This is a genomic window from Prescottella sp. R16, from assembly GCF_030656875.1.
Classification (GTDB): Bacteria; Actinomycetota; Actinomycetes; order Mycobacteriales; family Mycobacteriaceae; genus Prescottella.
Window position 1 is genome coordinate 3966817 of record NZ_CP130943.1, and the last position, 20680, is coordinate 3987496.

Sequence of the window (20680 nt, forward strand, 5' to 3'; positions counted from 1 at the left end):
TCGTTCGAAATGATTGCAAACACCTTATGCGCGAATTGTTCTCACCGCTCGGTTCGGTTCATTCCTCGAGACAGGAACCGATCGCGTCCAGTGCCGCGTCCGACACCATGTCCGAGTGGGCAACGGGCAGTGCCCGTTCGACGACGGTTCCGGTGACGTGCCTACGCCACAGGTCCGCCAGTCCGTCCCGGTCGTCCTCCCTGCCGGCGACGAACAACCGGACGTCTCCGTCGTAGGTCCGCGGAACATGTGCCCGTGCCGCGGTTTCGAGTGCCGCCCCGACCGCGTGCACGCGGTGCACCGTCGCGGGATCGATTCCGAGCATCCGATCGTCCGGTGCCGCTTCGGCTTCCGGTACCGGACGGTCGTCCGGTACCGCGTCCGGGGGCAGTGAGTCGAGCAGCACGAGTGACGCTACCGTGTGCCCGCGCATCCGCAACTGCACCGCCATCTCGTGTGCGATGTTGCCGCCGAGCGACCAGCCGAGCAGGTGGTAGGGGCCGTCCGGTTGCACGGACACGATCCGGTCGACGTAGTGCCGGGCCAGTTCGGCGAGGCTGTCGGGCATCGACGGCAGACCGGTGGCCTGCAGCCCGTAGAGCGGGCGGGTCCCGATGCGGTCGGCGAGACCGCTGTAGCACCAGGCGAGCCCGCCGACGGGGTGCACGCAGAACAGAGGGGCGCCGGCGCCTGCCGAGCGCAGTGGCACGACGGTGGCGAGTGGGTCCATCGGGGTGTCGTCTCCGCCGATCCGTTCGGCGAGACCGGCGACCGTGTCGTCGTCGGCGAGCCAGGTCAGCGAGATCGGCAGTCCGTACCGGTCGCGCATCGTGCTCGCCAGGCGCACGGCCCCCATCGACGTGCCGCCGAGGTCGAAGAAACCGATATCGCGGGGCACCGCGGAACAGTCGAGAGCCTCGGCCATCGCCGCGGCGATCGAACGTTCGATCGGGCCGTGGGGCGGTTCCCCCTCGGCCGGCCGGGGGCGCAGCTCCGGTTCGGGAAGCGCGGTGTGGTCGAGTTTCCCGCTCGCGGTCAGCGGGATGCGATCCACCACACGGAATGCGGCCGGCACCTGGTGGCGCGGAAGGGCCGCGACGGCGTGGCGGCGCAGGACGGCCTCGTCGACCGGCCGACCGGGGACGGGCAGCACGTACGACACCAGCACCGGTTCCCCGGCGGCGCCGGGGCGCGGCACCGTGACGGCGGCGGCGATATCGGGGTGTCCCGAGAGCACGGCGTCGACCTCGCCCGGCTCCACTCGAATCCCGTTGAGCTGCACCTGATCGTCTACTCGTCCCGCGAACTCGAACTCACCGTCCGGGCGGCGTCGCACCAGATCACCGGTGCGGTACAGCCGTGTCCCCGCCGTGCCGTACGGGTCGGCCACGAAACGGGCCGCCGTCGACGCGGGCAGACCGTGATAGCCGCGGGCGACGCCGGGACCGCCCACGTACAGCTCACCGACGACCCCGATCGGTGCCGGGTGCAGGCGGGTGTCGAGGATCCGGGCGACGACCCCGGCGAGGGGCCGGCCGATCGTCACCGGCCCGGCCCCGAGCGGGTCGCTGCACGTGACGCCGACGGTGCATTCGGTGGGCCCGTACCCGTTGTGCAGCCGGTGCCGGGCCCAGGCGCGAGTCACGTCCGGTGGCAGTGGTTCCCCGGCGGCGACGATCGTCAGCACCGTGGGGAGGAGGTCGGCGTCGAGGGTGCGCAGCACGCTCGGTGTCAGGTTGGCGTGGGTGATCCTCGCGGTCCCGAGGAGCGTCTGCAGGGCCGGGCCGGCGTACCGGTCGTCGTCGGCGCACACCAGTTCCCCGCCGTGGGCGTGCGCGGCGAGCAGTTCGAAGACGGCCGCGTCGAACGTCGGGGTCGCGGCCTGCAGGACGACGGAGTCGGCGGTGAGGCCGAGGCGCCGGGCCTGCAGGTCGACGAGGGCCGCGAGCCCGGAATGGGTGACCGCGACCCCCTTGGGCCGGCCCGTGGAGCCGGACGTGAACAGCAGGTACGCGACGTCGCGGTCGGGGTGTCCGGCGCGGGCGTCGGACAGGATCCGGCTGCGTCGTTCGGCAGGCTGACGCGGATCGACCGGTACCCATGCGGCGCCGAGCCGGGTGAGTGCCCACACGTCGAGCACCCAGTCCGCCCCGCGGTCTGCGGTGATCGCGACGACGTCGCCCGACCGCACACCGAGTCGGTGGAAATCGTGTGCGCGGGAACGCGCCTCGTGGTCGAGTTCCCGGTAGGTCCACCGTCGGTCCCGGTCACGGAGCGCCGGCCGGTCCGGGAACCGGTGCACGGTCCCGGCGAGGATGTCCGGCAGTCGCCGGGACGTCACCGCGGGGACCACGACATCGGACGGGTGGCCCGGGGACAGGTCCCCGACGGGTGTGGTCGCGTCGTCGCACACCTGGTCGAGCAACGCGAGCCACATGTCCAGCAGGCGTGCCGCAGTGGCCGGGTCGAACAGGTCCGTCGCGAAGACGACGCGGACGTCGATGCCGCCGGCGCCGGGACGTTCGGTGACGTCCCACGTGAGGTCGAACTGGGCCGGCGGGGCGCCGGTACCGGCGTCCCGCACCGTGATGCCCGGCAGCGTCGGGAGGTCCGGGGTCGCGTGCCCGTGCGCGAGCAGCACCTGGAAGACGGGATGGTGTGCCGGGTTCCGGGGCGGGGCGAGCCGGGCGACGACGTCGTCGAACGGGAGGTCGGCGTGGGCAACGGCGCCCAGGTCCACGTCGCGCACGGTTCGCAGGAAGTCGGCGAACGGCTGCGCCGCATCGACCGGCGTGCGCAGTGCGACGGTGCCGACGAACATGCCGACCAGGTCGCGCAACCGCACGTCGTCACGGCCGTCGACGACCGTGCCGACGGTGACGTCGTCGGTGCCACCGCACCGGGCGAGCAGCACGGCGAGGGCGGCGTGGGCGAGCATGAACGTCGACACCCCGTGTACCCGAGCGAGTTCGAGCAGTGCCGCGTGCCGGTCGGCGTCCAGGTGTGCGTGGACGGCGTCACCGCGATACGTCGGCCGGGCGGGTCGTGGCCGGTCGAACGGTAGGTCGAGCGGCCGGGACGAGACACCGTCCAGGACGCCGGTCCAGTAGTCGAGGCTGCGGGACGCGCGACTCGACGGGTCCGACGGGTCGCCGAGCAGCGCGGTCTGCCGGGCCGCGTAGTCGCCGTAGTCCACGGCGAGCGGCGGTAGGCCGGGTGCCGCCCCACCGGCCCGGGCCGCGTACGCGCGGGCCAGGTCCCGCAGCAGCGGAGCCGACGAACCCCCGTCGAACGCGATGTGGTGGACGACGACGGCGAGTGTCCACGCGGTCGGCCCCGCGCGGAACAGCCCGACCCGCAGGGGTGGGTGCGTCGTCAGGTCGAACGGCTGCCGGACGAACTCCGTGACGTCGTCCGCGCCGGCGGGGTCCGCCGCGACCGTGACGGCGACCTCGTTCGGGGACACCACGATCGGGTGGTCCGCATCGGGGTGGACGGTGCGCAGCGGGCGGTGCCGGGCCACGACGTCCCCGACCGCGAGGGTGAATGCGTCGACGTCGAGGCCGCCGTGCAGGTCGAACACGAAAGGCACGTTGTACGTGCACGATCCGGGATCGCCAGCCTGGTGCAGCCACAGTCGCCGCTGCGCCGGGGCCATCGGTGCCGGCCCCGACGACTCCGGGACCGGAGGATGCTCGCCCGAGGTGCGGGCCAGATCCGCGAGGGTGGGGGCCTGCAGGACGTCACGGGCGGTGACGTCCCGGCCCAGTACGGCAGCGAGCCGCCCGGCCACCGTCACCGCGGACAGCGACTGCCCACCGCTGCCGAAGAAGTCGGCGTCGACGTCGACGTCGTGGCCGAGGATGTCGGCCACCGCCCGGGTCACGGCCTCCTCGGCCGCGGTGAGCGGGCGGCGCGACGCCGCACCGGTGAGGGTGTCGGCGAGGTCGTTCAGCCGGGCACCGTCCACCTTGCCGTTGCGTGTCGTCGGGATCGTGTCGACGACGTGGACGCGGGACGGCACGAGCGCCGGTACCAGGGCCTGTCGAACCTGTTGCCGGACCGTGGAACCCGACAGTGCATCGCCTGCCACGAAGGCGATCAGGGTCTCGTCCCGGACCAGGACCGCCGCCTCCCGGACCTGCGGGCAGCCGAGCAGCACCGATTCGACGTGGCCGGGTTCCACCCGGACGCCGCGGAGCTTGACCTGGCGGTCGGTGCGGCCCAGGAGCATCGTGCGGCCGTCGGGCAGGACCTGCACCCGATCCCCGGTGCGGTACATCCGTCCGAGACCGGAGGGGGCCGCCACGAACCGCGCCGCAGTGGCGCCGGGGGCGCCGAGGTAGCCGCGGGCGAGTGCCGCCCCGGCCACGTACAGTTCGCCGACGCCACCGACCGGGACCGGGCGCAGTCGGCTGTCGAGTACCAGCACCGTCGTGCCGGGGATCGGTGCGCCGAGGCCGCCGGGGACTTCGCCGACGTCTGCGACCGTCACCGCCACGGTCGTCTCGGTGGGGCCGTAGGCGTCCAGCATGATCCGGCCGGACCGCCAGCGGTGGGCGAGTTCCGTGGGCAGCGCCTCGCCGCCGCTCGCGACGACCCGCAGGTCGGTGAGCCCGTCGCTGTCGGTCGCGGCCAGAACCGCGGGCGTCGACAGGAAGTGGGTGACGTGGTGGTCCCGCAGCAGCGTGTACAGCGGACGGCCCGCGACCACGTCGTCGGGGGCGATCACGAGGGTCGCCCCGGACGTGTGGGCGAGCAGGATCTCGAGCATCGCCGCGTCGAAGGCCGGGCTGTAGCCGTGCAGCACCCGGTCCCCCGGCGCCACCCGGTAGCGTTCCCGGGCCGCCGCCGCGAGCGGGGCGAGTCCGCGATGCGGCACCCCGACCGCTTTCGGGACGCCCGTCGAGCCGGACGTCTCGACGACGTAGGCGAGGGCGTCGACCGTCTGCTCTCGTCCCGGGGCAGCCGGGGCAGCCGGACCGCTCCGGCCGAAGGCGCGCCCCGACTTCGCGGCCGCCCACAGCATCTCGATGCGGTCGATGCTGCGGGAGGTGCCGATGTCGACGACGGCCGCCGACGCGTCGAGGCGGCGGGCCGCCGCATCGGAGCGGGTGTCGAGTTCGCGGTACGTGAGCGTGCGGTGGCCGTCGATCACCGCGATCCGATCCGGGTGTGCGGCCGCAGTGGCCCGGAACAGGTCTGCGAGCGTCGCGGGGCGCGGTGCAGCACCTCCCGAGACCGGCCCGGTGACGGCGATCGGCAGTTCACCGACCGGTTGATCGGTCCGGACGCCGGTGAGGGCCGCCGCGAACTGGTCGGCGAGCGCGGTGGCGACGGTGGGATCCACACGTGCGGTGTCCACCGCGAGGACGGCGTCGTAGCCGCCCGTCCCGGTCCGGGAGAAGGTGAAGCCGAGATCGAAATCCGGGGCGGCGGAGCCGGTCTCGGTGGCCGTCACCTCGAGATCCCCGATCCGGACGGTCGGCGGTGTGAAGTCCTGGAACGCGAGTGCGACCTGTGGGGCCGCCGACCCGGTGGCGGCCAGGACGTCGTCGAACGGCACGTCGGCCCGGTCCAGGGCGGCGACGTCGAAGTCCCGCACCTGAGCGAGCAGTCCGTCGAGGGTCGTGGCCGGTGTCACCCGGGCACGCAGCACGAGCGTTTCGACGAACAGTCCGACGACGGATTCGATCTGCGGATGCCGGCGGGTGGACACGACCGCGGCGACGGCGACGTCGTCGTGATCGGTGAGCCGGGACAGGACGGCAGCGAGAACCGTGTGCAGTGCCATGAACTCGGTGGCACCGAACCGTCGGGCCCACTGCTGCAGTCGTCGGACGGCCGCCGGGGGCACCGTGAACCGGATCGTCTCCGGCTCCGTCCCGGTGGCGCGGCCGGTGGGCAGGAGCGCGGCATCCGTTCCGTCCAGGGCGCGGCGCCACCACTCGAGGTCCGCGGCGAGGTCACGGTTCTGCAGCCACAGCACGTGGTCGGCGTACTGCACCGGCAACGGTGTCCAGTCCGGGGCGCGGCCGGCCGTGCGGGCCCGGTAGGCGGTGAGCAGGTCCCCGAACAGGACACCGACCGAGCCGCCGTCCACTGCCAGGTGGTCGAACGTCAGGTCGAGGGTGTGTCCGGTCCCGGTGGGGTGCAGCACCATCCGGGTGGCCGGTCCGGTGGGTGCACCGGATTCGTCGATCACGGCGGACGGCCCGTCCGGTCCGTCGACGATGCGGGTACGCAGTGCCTCGTGCCGGTCGACGACGTCACGGCACGCCGCGTGCAGGGCCTCTGCGTCGAGCGGGCCCCGGAATTCGAGTCGCACCGCGGGCCGGTAGGCGTCGTCGCCGGTGTTGCTCCGCACCGCCCACAGCCGCCGCTGGCTCCGGCTCAACGGGATTCGCGGGGGCCTGGGGCGCGCCGCCGGACCGGTGTCCGCGACGGCCGCGTCGTCGAGGACCCGGGCGAGTCCCGCGACGGTCGGGTCGGCGAACAGGGCCCGCAGCGGCAGTGCACGTCCGGTGGTCTCACGGAGGCGGGCGATCGCGGTCGTCGCGAGCAGCGAGTCGCCGCCGGCGGTGAAGAAGTCGTCGTCGCGCCCCACCGGACGCCCGAGCAGGTCGGCGAACACGTCCGCGACGAGACGCTCCCGGGCGTCCACGACAGGCACTACGGGTGCGGACGGCATGGACGACACAGCCGTGGGCGCGGGAAGTGCTGCGGTGTCCACCTTCCCGTGCGCCGTCAGGGGAATTGCGGGGACGGTGACGACCGCGACCGGCACCAGATAGCGCGGCAGCCGTTCGGTGAGGTACCGGCGCAGCGCGGCGGGATCGGTGCCGGTGGGCGCGACGTAGGACGTCAGCGCACCGTCGCGCACGACGGTGGCGGCGGCGGCCACACCGGGTGCGGTGCGCAGGACGGCGTCGATCTCGGTGGGCTCGACCCGCACCCCGCGGATCTTGGTCTGGGTGTCGCTGCGGCCACGGAACTCGAGCGTGAAGCCTCCCGTGTCGTCGCCGATCCAGCGGGCCAGGTCCCCCGTCCGGTACCAGCGGCGACCGTCGGCGCGGGCGACGAACCGTTCCGCGGTGCGTCCCGGCTCCCCCAGGTAGCCGGCGGCGATCCGGTCGCCGCCGAGGTACAGCTCGCCGACGACACCGGCCGGGGCCGGTTGCAGCCGGCGGTCGAGGACGACGGCGTCGACTTCGGATGCGGGCGTGCCGATCACGACGGGAGCACCGGCGGCGAGGGGGCCGGCGCACGTCGCGAACGCGGTCGCCTCGGCGGGCCCGTACGCGTTGAACAACCGGCGTCCGTCCGCCCAGGCGGCAGGCAGGCCCGGGGGGACCTGTTCGCCGCCGAGCATGAGCGTCCGCAGGTCCGGGAGCCGCCGCGGGTCGAGGGATGCCAGCACCGACGGGGTCAGGCACGCGTGCGTGACCCGTTGCCGTTCGGCCAGATCCGTCAGCGGCGCGCCGGCGTACGTGTCGGCGTCGGCGACGACGAGGGTGGCACCCGAGGTTCCGGCGACCAGGATCTCGACGAGCGCCATGTCGAATCCCGGTGTGGCGGCGTGCAGTACCCGCGATCCGGGGCCCGCGGCGAACGTGTCGCGCAGATCGGTGGTGAGCGCCCCGAGACCACGGCCGGTGAGGGCCACACCCTTGGGGCGGCCGGTGGTGCCGGACGTGAACACGACGGCGGCCGGATCGTCCGGGCTCGTGACCGGTTCGGCCGGCGTCCCGTCCGCGGACGCGGCCGGGTCGATCCACGTCACCGTGGCCGGTAGGAGGGGGATGCGTTCGGCGGTGGCGACGCCGACACCGATGTCGGAGCGGTCGAGCATGTGCCCGATGCGCTCCGCCGGGTTGGCGGCGTCGATCGTCGCCGGGGCCGCGCCGGTCCGGGCGATCGCCCAGATCGCCACCACCGCGTCGACGGACCGCTCGAGCACGCATGCGACGACGGTGCCGGGCCGGGCGCCGTGTGCGGCCAGCACGACGGCGAGCGATTCGGCTCGCGCGACGAGTTCGCGATACGTCAGTGCCCCGGCCTTGGCCCCGGTCCCGGTGACTGCGACCTCGTCCGGTGCCGCGGCGGCACCGCTGGACAGCGCCTGCCACAGCGACTCCGGTGCGGACCGGGCCCCGGATGCCGGGACCAGCGCGGCACGCTCGGCGGTGGTGAGCAGATCGACGTCACCCACGGGCCGGTCGGGTTCGACGGCGGCGGTGTCGAGGAAGCGGAGGACACGCTGCGCGAACCCGTCGACGGTGGTGTCGTCGTACACGGCGCCGTCGTAGGTGAATTCGAACTCGAGGGTGTCGGGATGCTCGGTGACGGTGAGGTGCAGATCGAACTGCACCGTCTCGACCGGTCCGGGCGACACCGACACCGTCAGTCCCGGAAGTTCGGCCCGCATCTCGGTCGGGCGGCGCACCGACAGCGCGACCTGGAACAGCGGATGCTGGTCGAACGTTCGTTCCGGGGCCAGGGCGTCGACGATCGTCTCGAACGGTGTCCCGGCGTGCGTGAACGCCTCGACGTCGCGGCGGCGGACGTCGTCGAGGAACCGGGCGACGGTCGCGGCCGGGTCGACGGGGGTGCGCAGCGGCACGGTCGAGGCGAACATGCCGACGGTGCCGTCGAGGACGGGATGGCCGCGCCCGGAGGTCGCGGTACCGACGACGACGTCGTCGTGCCCGGTCTGCCGGGCCAGGGTGGCGGCGAGGGCCGCGTGGACGAGCATGAACGTCGTGATCCGGTGTCGCCGTGCGGTGTCGGTGAGGGCGGCGGCGCGGTCGGCGTCGACGACGATCCGGACGGTCGACGCGGGACCCGCGCCGGGCGTCGTCCGGGCCCGGTCGTACGGCAGCGTGCACCGCGGCGGGACGCCGTCGAGTGCCGCCCGCCAGTACGGCAGCCCGGTGTCGGCGGTGTCGACGCACCAGCGTGCATAGTCGAGGTATTCGAGGTCCGGGGCCGGCAGCTCGACCGGTTGCCCGTCGGCACGACGGCCGTAGGCGTGCAGCAGGTCCCGCAGCAGCACCGACATCGACCATTCGTCGACGGCGATGTGGTGGACCACGAGCACCAGCGCGTACCGCTCGGGGGCGGTGCGGTACAGCCGGACCCGCAGCGGGGTGCCGTCGGCGAGCCGGAACGGTTCGCGCGTCAGCTCCTGCACGAACGATCCGAGTGCATCGTCCGGGACGTCCACGACCGCCGGGGCGAGCGCCGGCACCGCGCGTACCGCCTGCTCCATGCCGTCCGGGGTGTACCCGGTGCGCAGGCTGCGGTGCCGGTCGACGACGTCCCGCAGGGCCGCGAACAGCGCGTCGACGTCCACCTGCCCGTCGAGGTCGAGCACGAACGGCAGATTCGCCGACGCCGACCGCGGGTCGAGTTGCTGGAGGAACCACAACCGGCGCTGCGGCGGCGCGAGCGGCCCCCGCACGGCCGCCGGCACCGACGGCACCGGCGTGGACGTCGGTGCGGGTGCGCCGGACCGCCGGTCCAGGAGCCCGGTGAGTGCACGGACTGTGGTGTGTTCGAACACGTCCCGCACCTCGACGGGCACGCCGGTGACGGCCTGCAACCGACCCGCCAGCCGGGTCGCGGTCAGCGAGGTTCCGCCGGCGTCGAAGAAGTCCGTGTCCGCGTCGATCCGGTCGGTGCCGAGAAGGTCCCGGCACGCGTCGCGGACCACGGCCTCGAGGGGGCTCCGGGTCGGTGACAGCGACACGTCCGGTGCCCGGACGGGTTTCGGTAGTGCCGCCGTGTCCAGCTTGCCGTTCGCGGTGAGCGGCAGGACCGGAACCGGGACGACCGCCGACGGCACCAGGTGGCCGGGCAGGACACCGCGCAGGGTGCGGACGATCCGCCGGTCGTCGATCGGTGCACAGCCGGTGACGTAGGCGATCAGCCGGCCGTCCTCGTCGACCGTCACCACCGCGTCGGTGACGGGTGCGATCCGGCGCAGTGCGGCACACACCTCGCCGGGTTCGACCCGATGCCCGCGCACCTCGAGCTGCCGATCGGATCGGCCGTGGTACTCGAAACCGCCGTCGGCGCGTTGCCGGGCCAGATCGCCGGTCCGGTACCGGATCTCGCCGTCCGGTGCGGCGACGAAACGAGTCGCGGTCAGGCCGGGTCGATTCCGGTAGCCCTGGGCGACCTGCCGGCCGGACAGATACATCTCCCCGATCACCCCGCGCGGGACCGGGCGCAGTGCCGCGTCGAGCAGTTCGATCCGGAATCCGGGGATCGCCGATCCGATGATGCTGCGTTCGGGTGCATCCGTGCCGACGTCCGCCCACGTGACGTGCACCGTCGTCTCGGTGATGCCGAACATGTTGACCGCGTGCACCCGGGGGTGCCGGTCGAGCCACGCCCGGATCGGCGCGGCCGCGAGCGCCTCGCCACCGAAGATCAGGGTCCGGACGTCGAGGTCTCCCGGTTCGCCGTCGACGGCGGCCAGCTGGCCGAACGCGGTGGGGGTCTGGTTGAGCACGGTGACGTGTTCCCGGACGAGGAGGTCCCGGAACTCTTCCGGGCTGCGCGCGACGACCGGGTCGACGACGACGAGCCGGCCCCCCGTCGCGAGCGCACCCCAGATCTCCCACACCGAGAAGTCGAATGCCGGGGAATGGAACCATGTCCACACGTCGTCACTCCCGAAGCCGAAGCCGGCGCGGGTGTTCGCGAGGAGAGACAGCGCGGACGCGTGCGACACCGTCACCCCCTTGGGGACGCCGGTCGACCCGCTCGTGAAGATCACGTATGCGGCCTGTCCGGGGTGTGCCGGACCGGGCAGGGCGTCCGGGATGCCGGAGACGCCGGCACTGGCCGAGGCGATGTCCAGTATCTCGCCCGGTAGCGGGACGGTGCCGTCGGTGAGGACGAGCCGCGGATCCGCCTCGTCGACGATGCCCGCGAGGTGCGCCGCCGGCTGGGTGACGTCGAGCGGTAGATATGCGCCGCCGACACCGACGACGGCGATCATCGCGGCCACCAGATCCGGCGACCGGGGCAGCGCGAGCGCCACCAGATCACCTTGACGCACACCGTGATCGGCAAGAACTCTTCCGATTCTCCGGGCCTGGTCGTCGAGTTCGCGGTAGCTCACCGTGCGATCTGCGGCGACGACGGCGACCCCGTCGGGACGGTCGTGGACCTGCTGGGCGAACAGGTCGCCGAGCGAGCCGGCGGCCGTCGTCACCGCATCCGCCCGCACGTCGACGATGCTCGACGGCTCGAGTGCGATCCCGCCGACGACGGTGCCCGGGTCGTCGGTGACCGCGGCGAGGATCCGCACCAGCCACTCCGCCCACCGCGACACGGTGGACCGGTCGAACAGGTCCCGGGCGAAGGTGATCGTGCCGTCCAGGCCCGCCGGCTCGCCCATGTCGGGTTCGCGTTCACGGACGGTGATCTCGAGGTCGAGCCGCGCTCTGCCGCTGTGCAGTTCACGAACCTGGGTGTCGATCCCGGGCAGCTCCGGGCGGGCGGGAACGAGGTTCTCGTACGCGAGCATCACCTGGAAGACCGGATGCCGGTCGCTCGGACCCCCGACACCGAGGCGGGCCGTGATCTCGTCGAACGGTAGTTCGGCGTGCGCGAAGGCCGCGAGATCGCGGTCCCGGACCTGTTCGAGCAGCGCCGCGAACGTGCCGTCGCGGTCGACGGCGCACCGCAGAGCGACCGTGCCCACGAACATGCCGACGACGTCGTCGAGGGCCGCCTCCCCACGCCCCGACACCGGGGTGCCGATCGTGATGTCGTCGGCACCGCCGAGCCGGTGTACCAGCACCGCGAGGGCGGCGTGCACGACCATGAACACCGTGACGTCGTATTCGCGGGCCGCCTTGGTGAGCGCGGTGTGCAGATCGACGGGGACGGTGAAGGGCACGGTGCCCGCGGGTCCGTCGCCGCCGGTCCGGGCCCGGTCGGTCGGCAGCATCGACGGTGCCGGGGCCGGGGACAGTGCGTCGCGCCAGAACCCGAGTTCCCGGTGGGCCCGGCTGCCGTCGGTGTCCGGGTCGCCGAGCAGTGTCCGGTGCCAGCGGGCGTAGTCGGTGAACGTGAGGGGCAGCGGCGCCCACTGGGGGGCCGCCCCCTGCATGCGGGCACGGTAGGCCGCAGCGAGGTCTCGGACGAGGGGCCGCACGGACAGCCCGTCCAGCACGATGTGGTGGGCGACGACGACGAGGACGAACCGGTCGCAGCTGTGGCGCAGCAGAGTCACCCGCACCGGAGGTTCCGCGGTGAGGTCGAACCCGATGCCCGCGGCCGCGTCCGGATCTCGGGCGGGGTGCTCGGTGTCGACGATCCGCACCTCGGATGCAGTGGGGCGCACCACCTGCCGGGGACCGTCGTCGGTGTCGACGAACACCGTCCGCAGCATCGGGTGCCGGTCGGCGACGTCGGTCAGGGCGGCCGTGAGCGCGTCGACGTCGAGGGGGCCGTCGAGCTCGACGGCGAAGGCGATGTTGTCGGCCGCGGACCGATCGATCCGGTTGGACAGCCACAACCCGGTCTGTGCGGGTGAGAGCGGGGCCGGGCCCGTCTCCGTCGACGCGGTCAGCGCCGGGCGGGGGTCGGCAGCCCGCCCGGTGAGCAGCCGCGCGAGTGCCTCGACGGTCGGCTTCGCGAACACGTCACGGATGTCGAGGTCGGTACCGAGCTCGCCGCGGAGCCTCGCGACGAGCCGGGCCGCGAGCAGCGAGTTCCCGCCGAGCGCCAGGAAGTCCGCGTCCCGCCCGGCGCCGTCGACGCCGAGGACGTCGGCGACGATCCGGCCCACGATCTCCTCCGCCGGGGTGCGTGGCGGCGTGTATCCGGCCGGCGCGAACCGCGGCACGGGCAGCGCCGACCGGTCGATCTTGCCGCGAGCGGTCCGCGGCAGCCGGTCGAGCAGTTCGACGATGTTCGGGACCATGTGGCGTGGAAGTCGTTGCGCTGCCACCGCCCGCACCCGGACCGGGTCGACGCCGTGACCGGTGACGTAGGCGACGAGAACCCCGTCGTGCACGGTCACCACGGCCGAGCGCACCGCGGGGGCCGAGACGAGCACGGCCTCGACCTCCCCCGGCTCGACCCGCATCCCGCGGATCTGGAACTGGGTGTCGGCGCGCCCCACGAAGTCGTACCGGCCGTCCGGGCGTCGACGCACGAGATCACCGGTGCGGTACATGCGGCCCGATCCGAGCGTCGACGCGACGAACGCGGATGCGGTCGCCGCCGGACGCCCGAGGTAGCCGCGGGCCAGCCCCGGCCCCGACAGGTACAGCTCCCCGACCACACCGGTGGGCACGGGGCACAGCCGCCGGTCGAGTACCGCCGCCACAGTACCGTCGATCGGCGTCCCGATCGGGGCCCGCAACTCGGCGAGGGTGGGTGTCGCGATCGTGGCGACGACGGTGGATTCGGTGGGGCCGTACAGGTTCAGCAGGGTGCGGCCCGCCGCCCACCGTGAGGCGAGCCCGTCCGGCCAGGCTTCGCCCCCGAGTCCGAGCACCCGCAGGTCCGGCAGATCGTGCGGTTCCAGGTCGGCGACCACCGCGGGGGTCGCGAACCAGTGGGTGATCCGCCGCGACCGGACGATGTCGAGCAGATCGGTTCCGCCGTAGATGTGCGGGGGCAGCGGGACGGCCGTCGCGCCGGTGCCGAACGCGAGCAGGAGTTCGAGGACGGACGCGTCGAACACCGGAGCCGCAGCGACGAGGACCCGACTGCCGGCGCCGACGTCGAACGCGCGGCGCAGTGCCGTCGCGAGCGACGCGATACCGCGGTGGGTGGCGACGACGCCCTTCGGCGTGCCGGACGATCCCGACGTGTAGAGGACGTAGGCGGGATCGTCCGGGTGCGGAACGGGAAGTGTTGCGGTGGCGCCGGGTTCGCCTTCGTTCGGGTCGATGCGCACGACCCCGGACGGGAGGTCGGTGCCGGGCGATGCGATCACGAGACGGACCCCGGCGTCCCCGAGAAGTGCGGCGGTCCGCTGCGGCGGATGCTCCGGATCGAGCGGCAGGAACGCCGCCCCGGACCTCGCGACGGCCAGCACCGCGACGAGCCCGTCCACCGACCGCGGCAGCAGGACACCGACGACACTCCCGGGCCGTGCCCCGAGTGCGACGAGGCGATGTGCCAGTGCCGTTGCCGCCGAGTCGAGATCGACGACGACACCGGGTGCGGTCTCGACCCGCATCGGTCCGGCGACGAGATCCGCGAGCGCCTCGGCGAGCACGGCCGGGCGTCCCCGGTCCACCGTCCCCGCCCCGAGGAGGAGTCCGACGCCGGCCCCCGGATCGGCCGTGGCCGCGGCGACGACGGTGTCCACGAGGCCGGCCCACACCCGGACGGTGCTCTCGTCCAGCAGGGAGCGGTCGAACCGGAACTCGACGTCGAGGCCGCCGTCCGCGGTGTCGCGGGCGACGATCTCGAGCGGGAACCGGGCGTGCCGCGACGGCAGTTCCCGCGGTACCGCGACGAGACCGGGCAGATCGATTCGCGGGTCGGTGAAGTTCTCGTACGAGAACATCGCCTGCACCGGTATCCGTCCGCCCAGCAGGTCCACGACCTCCTCGAACGGGGTGTCGGCGTGCGCGAACGCGGCGACGTCACCGGTCCGGACGGCGGCGAGCAGATCCGCGAAGGTCGTGTCCGGTTCGACGCGGGCCCGGAGCGCGAGGGTGCCGACGAACATGCCGACGAGCGGGTCGAGGTCCGGGTGCCGGCGCCCGGCGTCGACCGTGCCGACGACGGTGTCACCGCTGCCGGTTACCGCGGCGAGGACCACGGCGATCGCCGCGTGCAGGGTCGTGAAGACGGTGGCGTCGTGGTCGCGCGCAACGTCCCGGATCCGCCCGAACCGCTCCGCATCGAACGAACACCCGATCCGTCCGACCGGCCCGGGACCCGCCGCACCGGGTCGATCGACCGGAAGCGGGCGGGTGTCGCTGTCGCCGAGGGCCGTCCGCCAGTGGTCGAGGTCCCGATCCCGGACACCGGAGTCGAGGACCTCCGACTGCCAGCGCGCGTAGTCCGCGTACCGGACGGCGAGCGGCGGCCACTGCGGTGCGCCGCCCGCGAGCCGAGCCCGGTAGGCGTCGACGAGGTCGCGGGCGAGCGGGCCGAACGACAGGCCGTCGATCGCGATGTGGTGGCTGACGGTGACGAGGACGTGCCGCCCCGGACCGAACCGGTACAGCCGGAACCGGACGGGCGGCTCGGAAGTGAGCGTGAACGGTGTCGACACGAACTCGTCCGCGAGCCGCTCCGCGTCCCGACGGTCGGCGCAGTCGACGACCCGGAACGTATCGAGCACGGCGGCCGGATCGAGTGCGTGCCAGGTGATGTCGTCGTCGGTGGTGGTACGGACGATGCTGCGCAGCGGTGTGTGCCGGTCGACGACGTCGTGCAGGGCGTCCCGCAGTGCCCCGACCGACAGGTCGCCGTCGAGGTCGAGGGTGAACGGGACGTGGTAGGCGGTGCTGTCCGGGCGGGCCCGCGCATCGAGCCACAGCCGCCGTTGCGCGGGCGCCGCCGGGGCCGGATCGGCCGTGGTCGCGACGAGTTCGGGGATCAGGTCCCGGCCGGCGGCGACCGCGGCGAGCGCGGTGACGGTGCGGTACTCGAAGACGTCACGGACCGTTACCCGGTGACCGGTTGCGGCCGTGATCTTCCCGGCCAGCCGGGCCGCCGTGAGCGAGTCCCCTCCGAGGTCGAAGAAGTCCGCGGTGGCCGTGACCGCGTCGGGGTGCACGACACTGCGTACGGCGTCCGCGATCACCGTCTCGAGCTGGCCGCGCGGCGCGCGACCGGGATCGTCGGTGCCGACCGGCACTGCCAGGGCCGCGAGCGCGCCGCGGTCGATCTTGCCGCCCGCCGTGAGCGGCAGCCTGTCCAGAACACCGATCCGGTCGGGCACCAGATGCCGCGGGAGACGATCGGACATCCACCGCCGCAGCATGTTCCGCCCCAGCCTCGACCCCGACGCCCACACCACGAGCCGGTCGCCGTCGACGTGCACGGCGGCGGCCGTAACCGCCGGGCAGCGCACGAGCACCGCTTCGATCTCCGCCGGCTCGATCCGGATCCCCCGCACCTGCACCTGCCGGTCGATGCGGCCGACGAAGTCGAGTTGCCCGTCCGGACGCCGCCGGACCAGATCACCGGTCCGGTACATCCGGCCGGGCCCGAACACCGACGCCACGAATCGTCCCGCCGTCTCGGCGGGACGCCCACCGTAGCCGCGGGCGAGAGCCGCACCACCGAGATACAGCTCACCGACCACGCCGTCCGGAACGACCCGCAGCCGCCGATCCAGCACCGCGCACGTCGTACCGTCCACGGCCCGGCCGACCGGAACCGACGTCGCACCGTCGAGATCCTCCGGAGAGATCGGATCGCTCACGGCCGCGACGACGGTCGCCTCGGTCGGACCGTACGCGTCGAGCATCGTGCGGCCGGCCGACCAGCGTCGTGCCACGGCGACCGGCAGGACCTCGCCGCCGGCGTCCAGTACCTGCAGGTCCGGGAGGTTCTCCGACGCGGTCGCAGCGAGGAGCACCGGCGCCGACACGACGTGGGTGATCCGTTGTGCGCGCAGCAGGTTCGCCAGTGCTTCTCCGGCGACGGAGTCCTCCGGTGCGATCACCAACGTCGCACCGGAGTCGGCGGCGAGCAAGGTCTCCTGGATCGACGCATCGAACCACGGCCCCGACAGGTGCAGTACCCGCTGCGCCGATGCCGCCGCATACCGGCTGCGGAGCGTCGAGACCAGACCCGCGACACCGCGGTGGGTGACGATCACGGGTTTCGGCCGGCCACTCGTTCCCGACGTGTGGATCACCCACGCCGGGTGGTCGGGCCGCAGCGGGCGGTTGCGGTCCGCATCGGTGACCGGGGTCGTCGCCCACCCGTCGGCGTCGAAACCGATCGCGGATGTCGTGGCCGGAAGATCGACGTCACCGGTCACGGTGAGCGCGAGGTCGATCCCGTCCAGGTGGTGTGCCAGCCGCTCGGGCGGAAGGTGCGGGTCGACCGGTACGTAGGCGGCGCCGGTCTTCGCGATCGCCCACAGTGCGACAACCGATTCCCTCGACCGCGGGGCCAGCACCGCGACGCGTGCCTCGGGCGCGGCGCCGTGCTCGATCAGCTTTCGCGCCAGCGCCGACGAGTGGGCGTCGAGTTCGGTGTAGGTGAGATCGTCCGCCCCGTCGCGGACCGCGACGACGTCGCTCCTCGCATGTCGCGTCAGCGCCTCCGGGAGCAGCAGCACGTCGACGGTCGGCGTCGGGCCGTGCTCGACCGTGCCCTCCGGCCCGAGCGGGACGTCGCCGATCCGGCGGCCGGGATCGGATACGAGATCACCGAGCAGGCCGACGATCCGCCGATGGTGACGGTCGAGCGAATCCGGTGAGTAGCGCGTCGGATTCGCTTCGATGTCCACTCGGGTGGAGCCGTTTCCGCCGCCGGTGTAGACGGTCAGCGACAGGTCGTCCACCGGGCCGGTCGAGAGCATGCGCAGCTCCCCCTCGACGTCGCCGAACGAGTGCCGCAGCGGAAACTGCATGATGTTGACGACGGGCCCGAACGTGCCACCGATACCCGCTCCCGCGGTACCGAGACCGAACTCGCGGAGCATCGCGTCGTACCGGAAACGCTGGTGCCGCAGGGCTCCCGTGAGGTCCACCCGGATCCGGTCGACGAGCGCGCGGACCGGCTCCTCGTGGTCGATCCGGATACGCAGCGGCACGACGTTGGAGATCGACCCTGCCGAGCGGCGCAACAGTGCGGTGGTGCGGGCGGCGACGGGCAGGCTCAGTGCTACGTCGTCGGCACCCGTCGTGCGCGCGAGATAGACGGCGAAGGCTGCGACGATCGTGGGCACGTCGGCCCCGAGTGCGGGCCCGGTGAGTGCCGCGACCGATCTGCGGGCGGGAACCGTGACCGGGCCGTCCCGGTCCGCGAACGACACCGGTGTCGGCAGTTGCGCCGTCTTCTCGCGCCAGTACTCGCGGTCGACGTCGACGCGGGTACCTGCCTCGTACGCGTCGACCGCCCGGCCGATATCGGCCACCGGCGCACTGGCGTCGGGGGGAGCCACCTCACCGGTGATCTGCGCGCGGTAGAGGACGGCGATGCGTGCCATCAGGATCTGGGCGGCGTAACCGTCCAGCACGATGTGGTGTGCGAAGCAGTGCAGGAAGTGCCGGTCGTCCGAGAGCCGGATCAGGGTGAAGGCCGCGAGCCGGTCCGAGAACAAGTCGATCGGTCGGGATGTTCGATCCGTCATCCATTCCAGCGCAGCAGATTCCGGGTCCTCCACGTCACCCAGATCGAGGAAGCGTGGCGCATCGTCGATGTCGACCACCGCGGACTGTCGGACGTCGCCGGCCTGCTCCTGCAGGACGACCACCCCTGATTCACTCTCCCGCGCCGCGCGGTTACACGCATCGAGGAGCACCTTCGGCTGCAAAGGACCACGTAGATCGAGGTATTGGGCAACCGTCAGGGGGACGTCCGGATGGAGCTGCTGCGCGAGGAGAAGCGACTTCTGGGCAGGCGAAAGGGGGAACGGACTCAATCCGCACCCCCTCGCCTGCAGCAGGTACCCGACAACTCCGCGGGAAGCGACCCGACGGGTCCACGAAGCCCACCCGCACCAACCTGCGTGGCACGGGCAGGACTAACTTACTGTGCGAGTGCACCATTCACCACTTGAACGCCCGACCAATCAGGATTCGGGTTAGCCTGCCCCGGGTACGACGACCGAAAGGGATCTCCGGCGTGGATCAGATCGAATCGGCTCCGGCACAGTCGGCGCAGTCGGCGCAGCCACCGGCACAGCAGTCGGCACACGGGACGCGGAAGCGTCGGCGCCGCATCGCGATCGGTGCGGGTGTCGGGCTCGCAGCGGTTGCGGCCTGGGCCGGGTACACCGCGTACGAGGCCACCCAGATCAAATTGAATCTCGAACGAGCCGCGGACTTTTCGGTGCGCTCGAAGGATGCACTGCTGGCCGGGGACGCCACGGCCGCGGCCGACGCCGCCCGACAGGCCGACCGGTATGCCGGCGACGCACGACAGGGCACCGAATCGATCGGCTGGCGAGTCGCCGCCGCACTCCCGGGTGTCGGCGACCCGTTCCGGTCGGCACGCGAGATGACGGACGTCGTCGGCGGGCTCACGTCGGAGGTACTGCCACCGGCGGTACGGGCCGGGGCGGCACTGTCTCCGGACCACCTCCTCCAGAGCGGCGCCCGGATCAACGTGCAGTCACTGCGGGATGCGGCACCGGATGTCGCGGAAGCTGCTGCTGCGGCGCAGAACTGGGCCGATCGAGCCGGAGCGGTATCAGGTTCGTTCGTCGGCCCGGTCGACGACGCCCGCACCGAACTGGTGGCCCGGACCCAGGAACTGTCGTCGATGCTCGGTTCCGTGTCCACGGCCGCCGAGATCGCGCCGGCGATGCTGGGTGCGGACGGGCCGCGCTCCTACTTCATCGGATTCCAGACGAACGCAGAGGCCCGCGGCACAGGCGGCCTGCTCGGCGGTTTCGGAGAGTTGCTCGCCACCGACGGCGCGATCCGCGTCGACGAACTGGCGAGCAACCGGGAACTGGCGGTCGACGGCAAACGCCCGCTCGATCTCGGACCCGACTTCGAGCGCCTGTACGGGCAGAGCCGCCCCACCACCGACTTCCGCAACAGCAACATCAGTTCCCACTTCCCCTATGCCGCGCAGATCTGGCAGTCGTTGTGGGAGCAGGAATCCGGGGAGCGGGTGGACGGCGTCATCGCCACCGACCCGGTCGCGCTCAGCTATGTGCTCGGTGTCGTCGGCCCGGTGACGATGCCGGACGGAGAGAAGGTCACCGCCGACAACGTCGTCGAGCTCACCGAATCGACGGCCTATTCCCGGTTCGCCGACAACAACACCGCCCGCAAACGCTACCTGCAGACCGTCGCGGCGAAGGTCGTCGAGAAGATGACCGGGAAGATCGCGAAGCCTCGAGACCTCCTCGAAGCCCTCGGCAGGGCTGCCGGCGAAGGCCGGCTCGCCGTATGGAGTGCACACCCCGACGAGCAGGACGTGATCGCGGGAACACGACTGGGGCAGACCGTCCCGGACAGTGATGCGCCCTACGCCGGTGTCGTCGTCAACAATCTCGGCGGCAACAAACTCGACTACTACCTGCAGCGGGACATCGAATACCGGGGCGGCACCTGCACCGGCGACACCCGCAGCACCACCGTCACCGTGCGCCTCACCAACACCCTCCCGCCCGGTGACTACACCACCTACGTCGCCGGCATGTTCGACAACCCCCGGGGCGCGCCCGCCGGCACCAACCTCACCAACCTGTCTCTCGTCGCCACCCGCGGCGCGAAACTCGACAAGGCCACCGTCGACGGAAAGCCCGGATTCGCGTTCACCGGAAACGAACTCGGCCACCCGGTCTACGACCTGCAGTTCGCCATCCCCCAAGGCGAAACCGTCGAGGTCGTCTACCATCTCACCGAGCCGGCCGTCGCCGGAGAAGCGGAAGTGGCCGTGCAGCCACTGGTGGACGAGCCGCGGATCGCCACGGTCGTGGAACCCTGCTGACGACCGGAACCGTCTCGACAATCGACCGAATCCTCTTTCACCCCAACCGTTTGCTCGG

Annotated in this window: 2 protein-coding genes; one reads left to right on the plus strand and one right to left on the minus strand. The window is 72.5% G+C overall.

Features of this window, described 5'->3' with window-relative positions:
* Positions 1 to 58 precede the first annotated feature (58 nt).
* On the minus strand, positions 59 to 18598 hold the full coding sequence (locus tag Q5696_RS18655; protein ID WP_305092740.1) for a non-ribosomal peptide synthetase: 18540 nt from the start codon (positions 18596 to 18598) through the stop codon (positions 59 to 61).
* Between the two features lie 299 nt (positions 18599 to 18897).
* Between Q5696_RS18655 and Q5696_RS18660 the strand changes: the two genes are divergently transcribed.
* Positions 18898 to 20622 (plus strand): DUF4012 domain-containing protein, encoded by a 1725-nt coding sequence (locus Q5696_RS18660; protein WP_305095370.1) that lies wholly within the window; start codon positions 18898 to 18900, stop codon positions 20620 to 20622.
* Positions 20623 to 20680 lie beyond the last annotated feature (58 nt).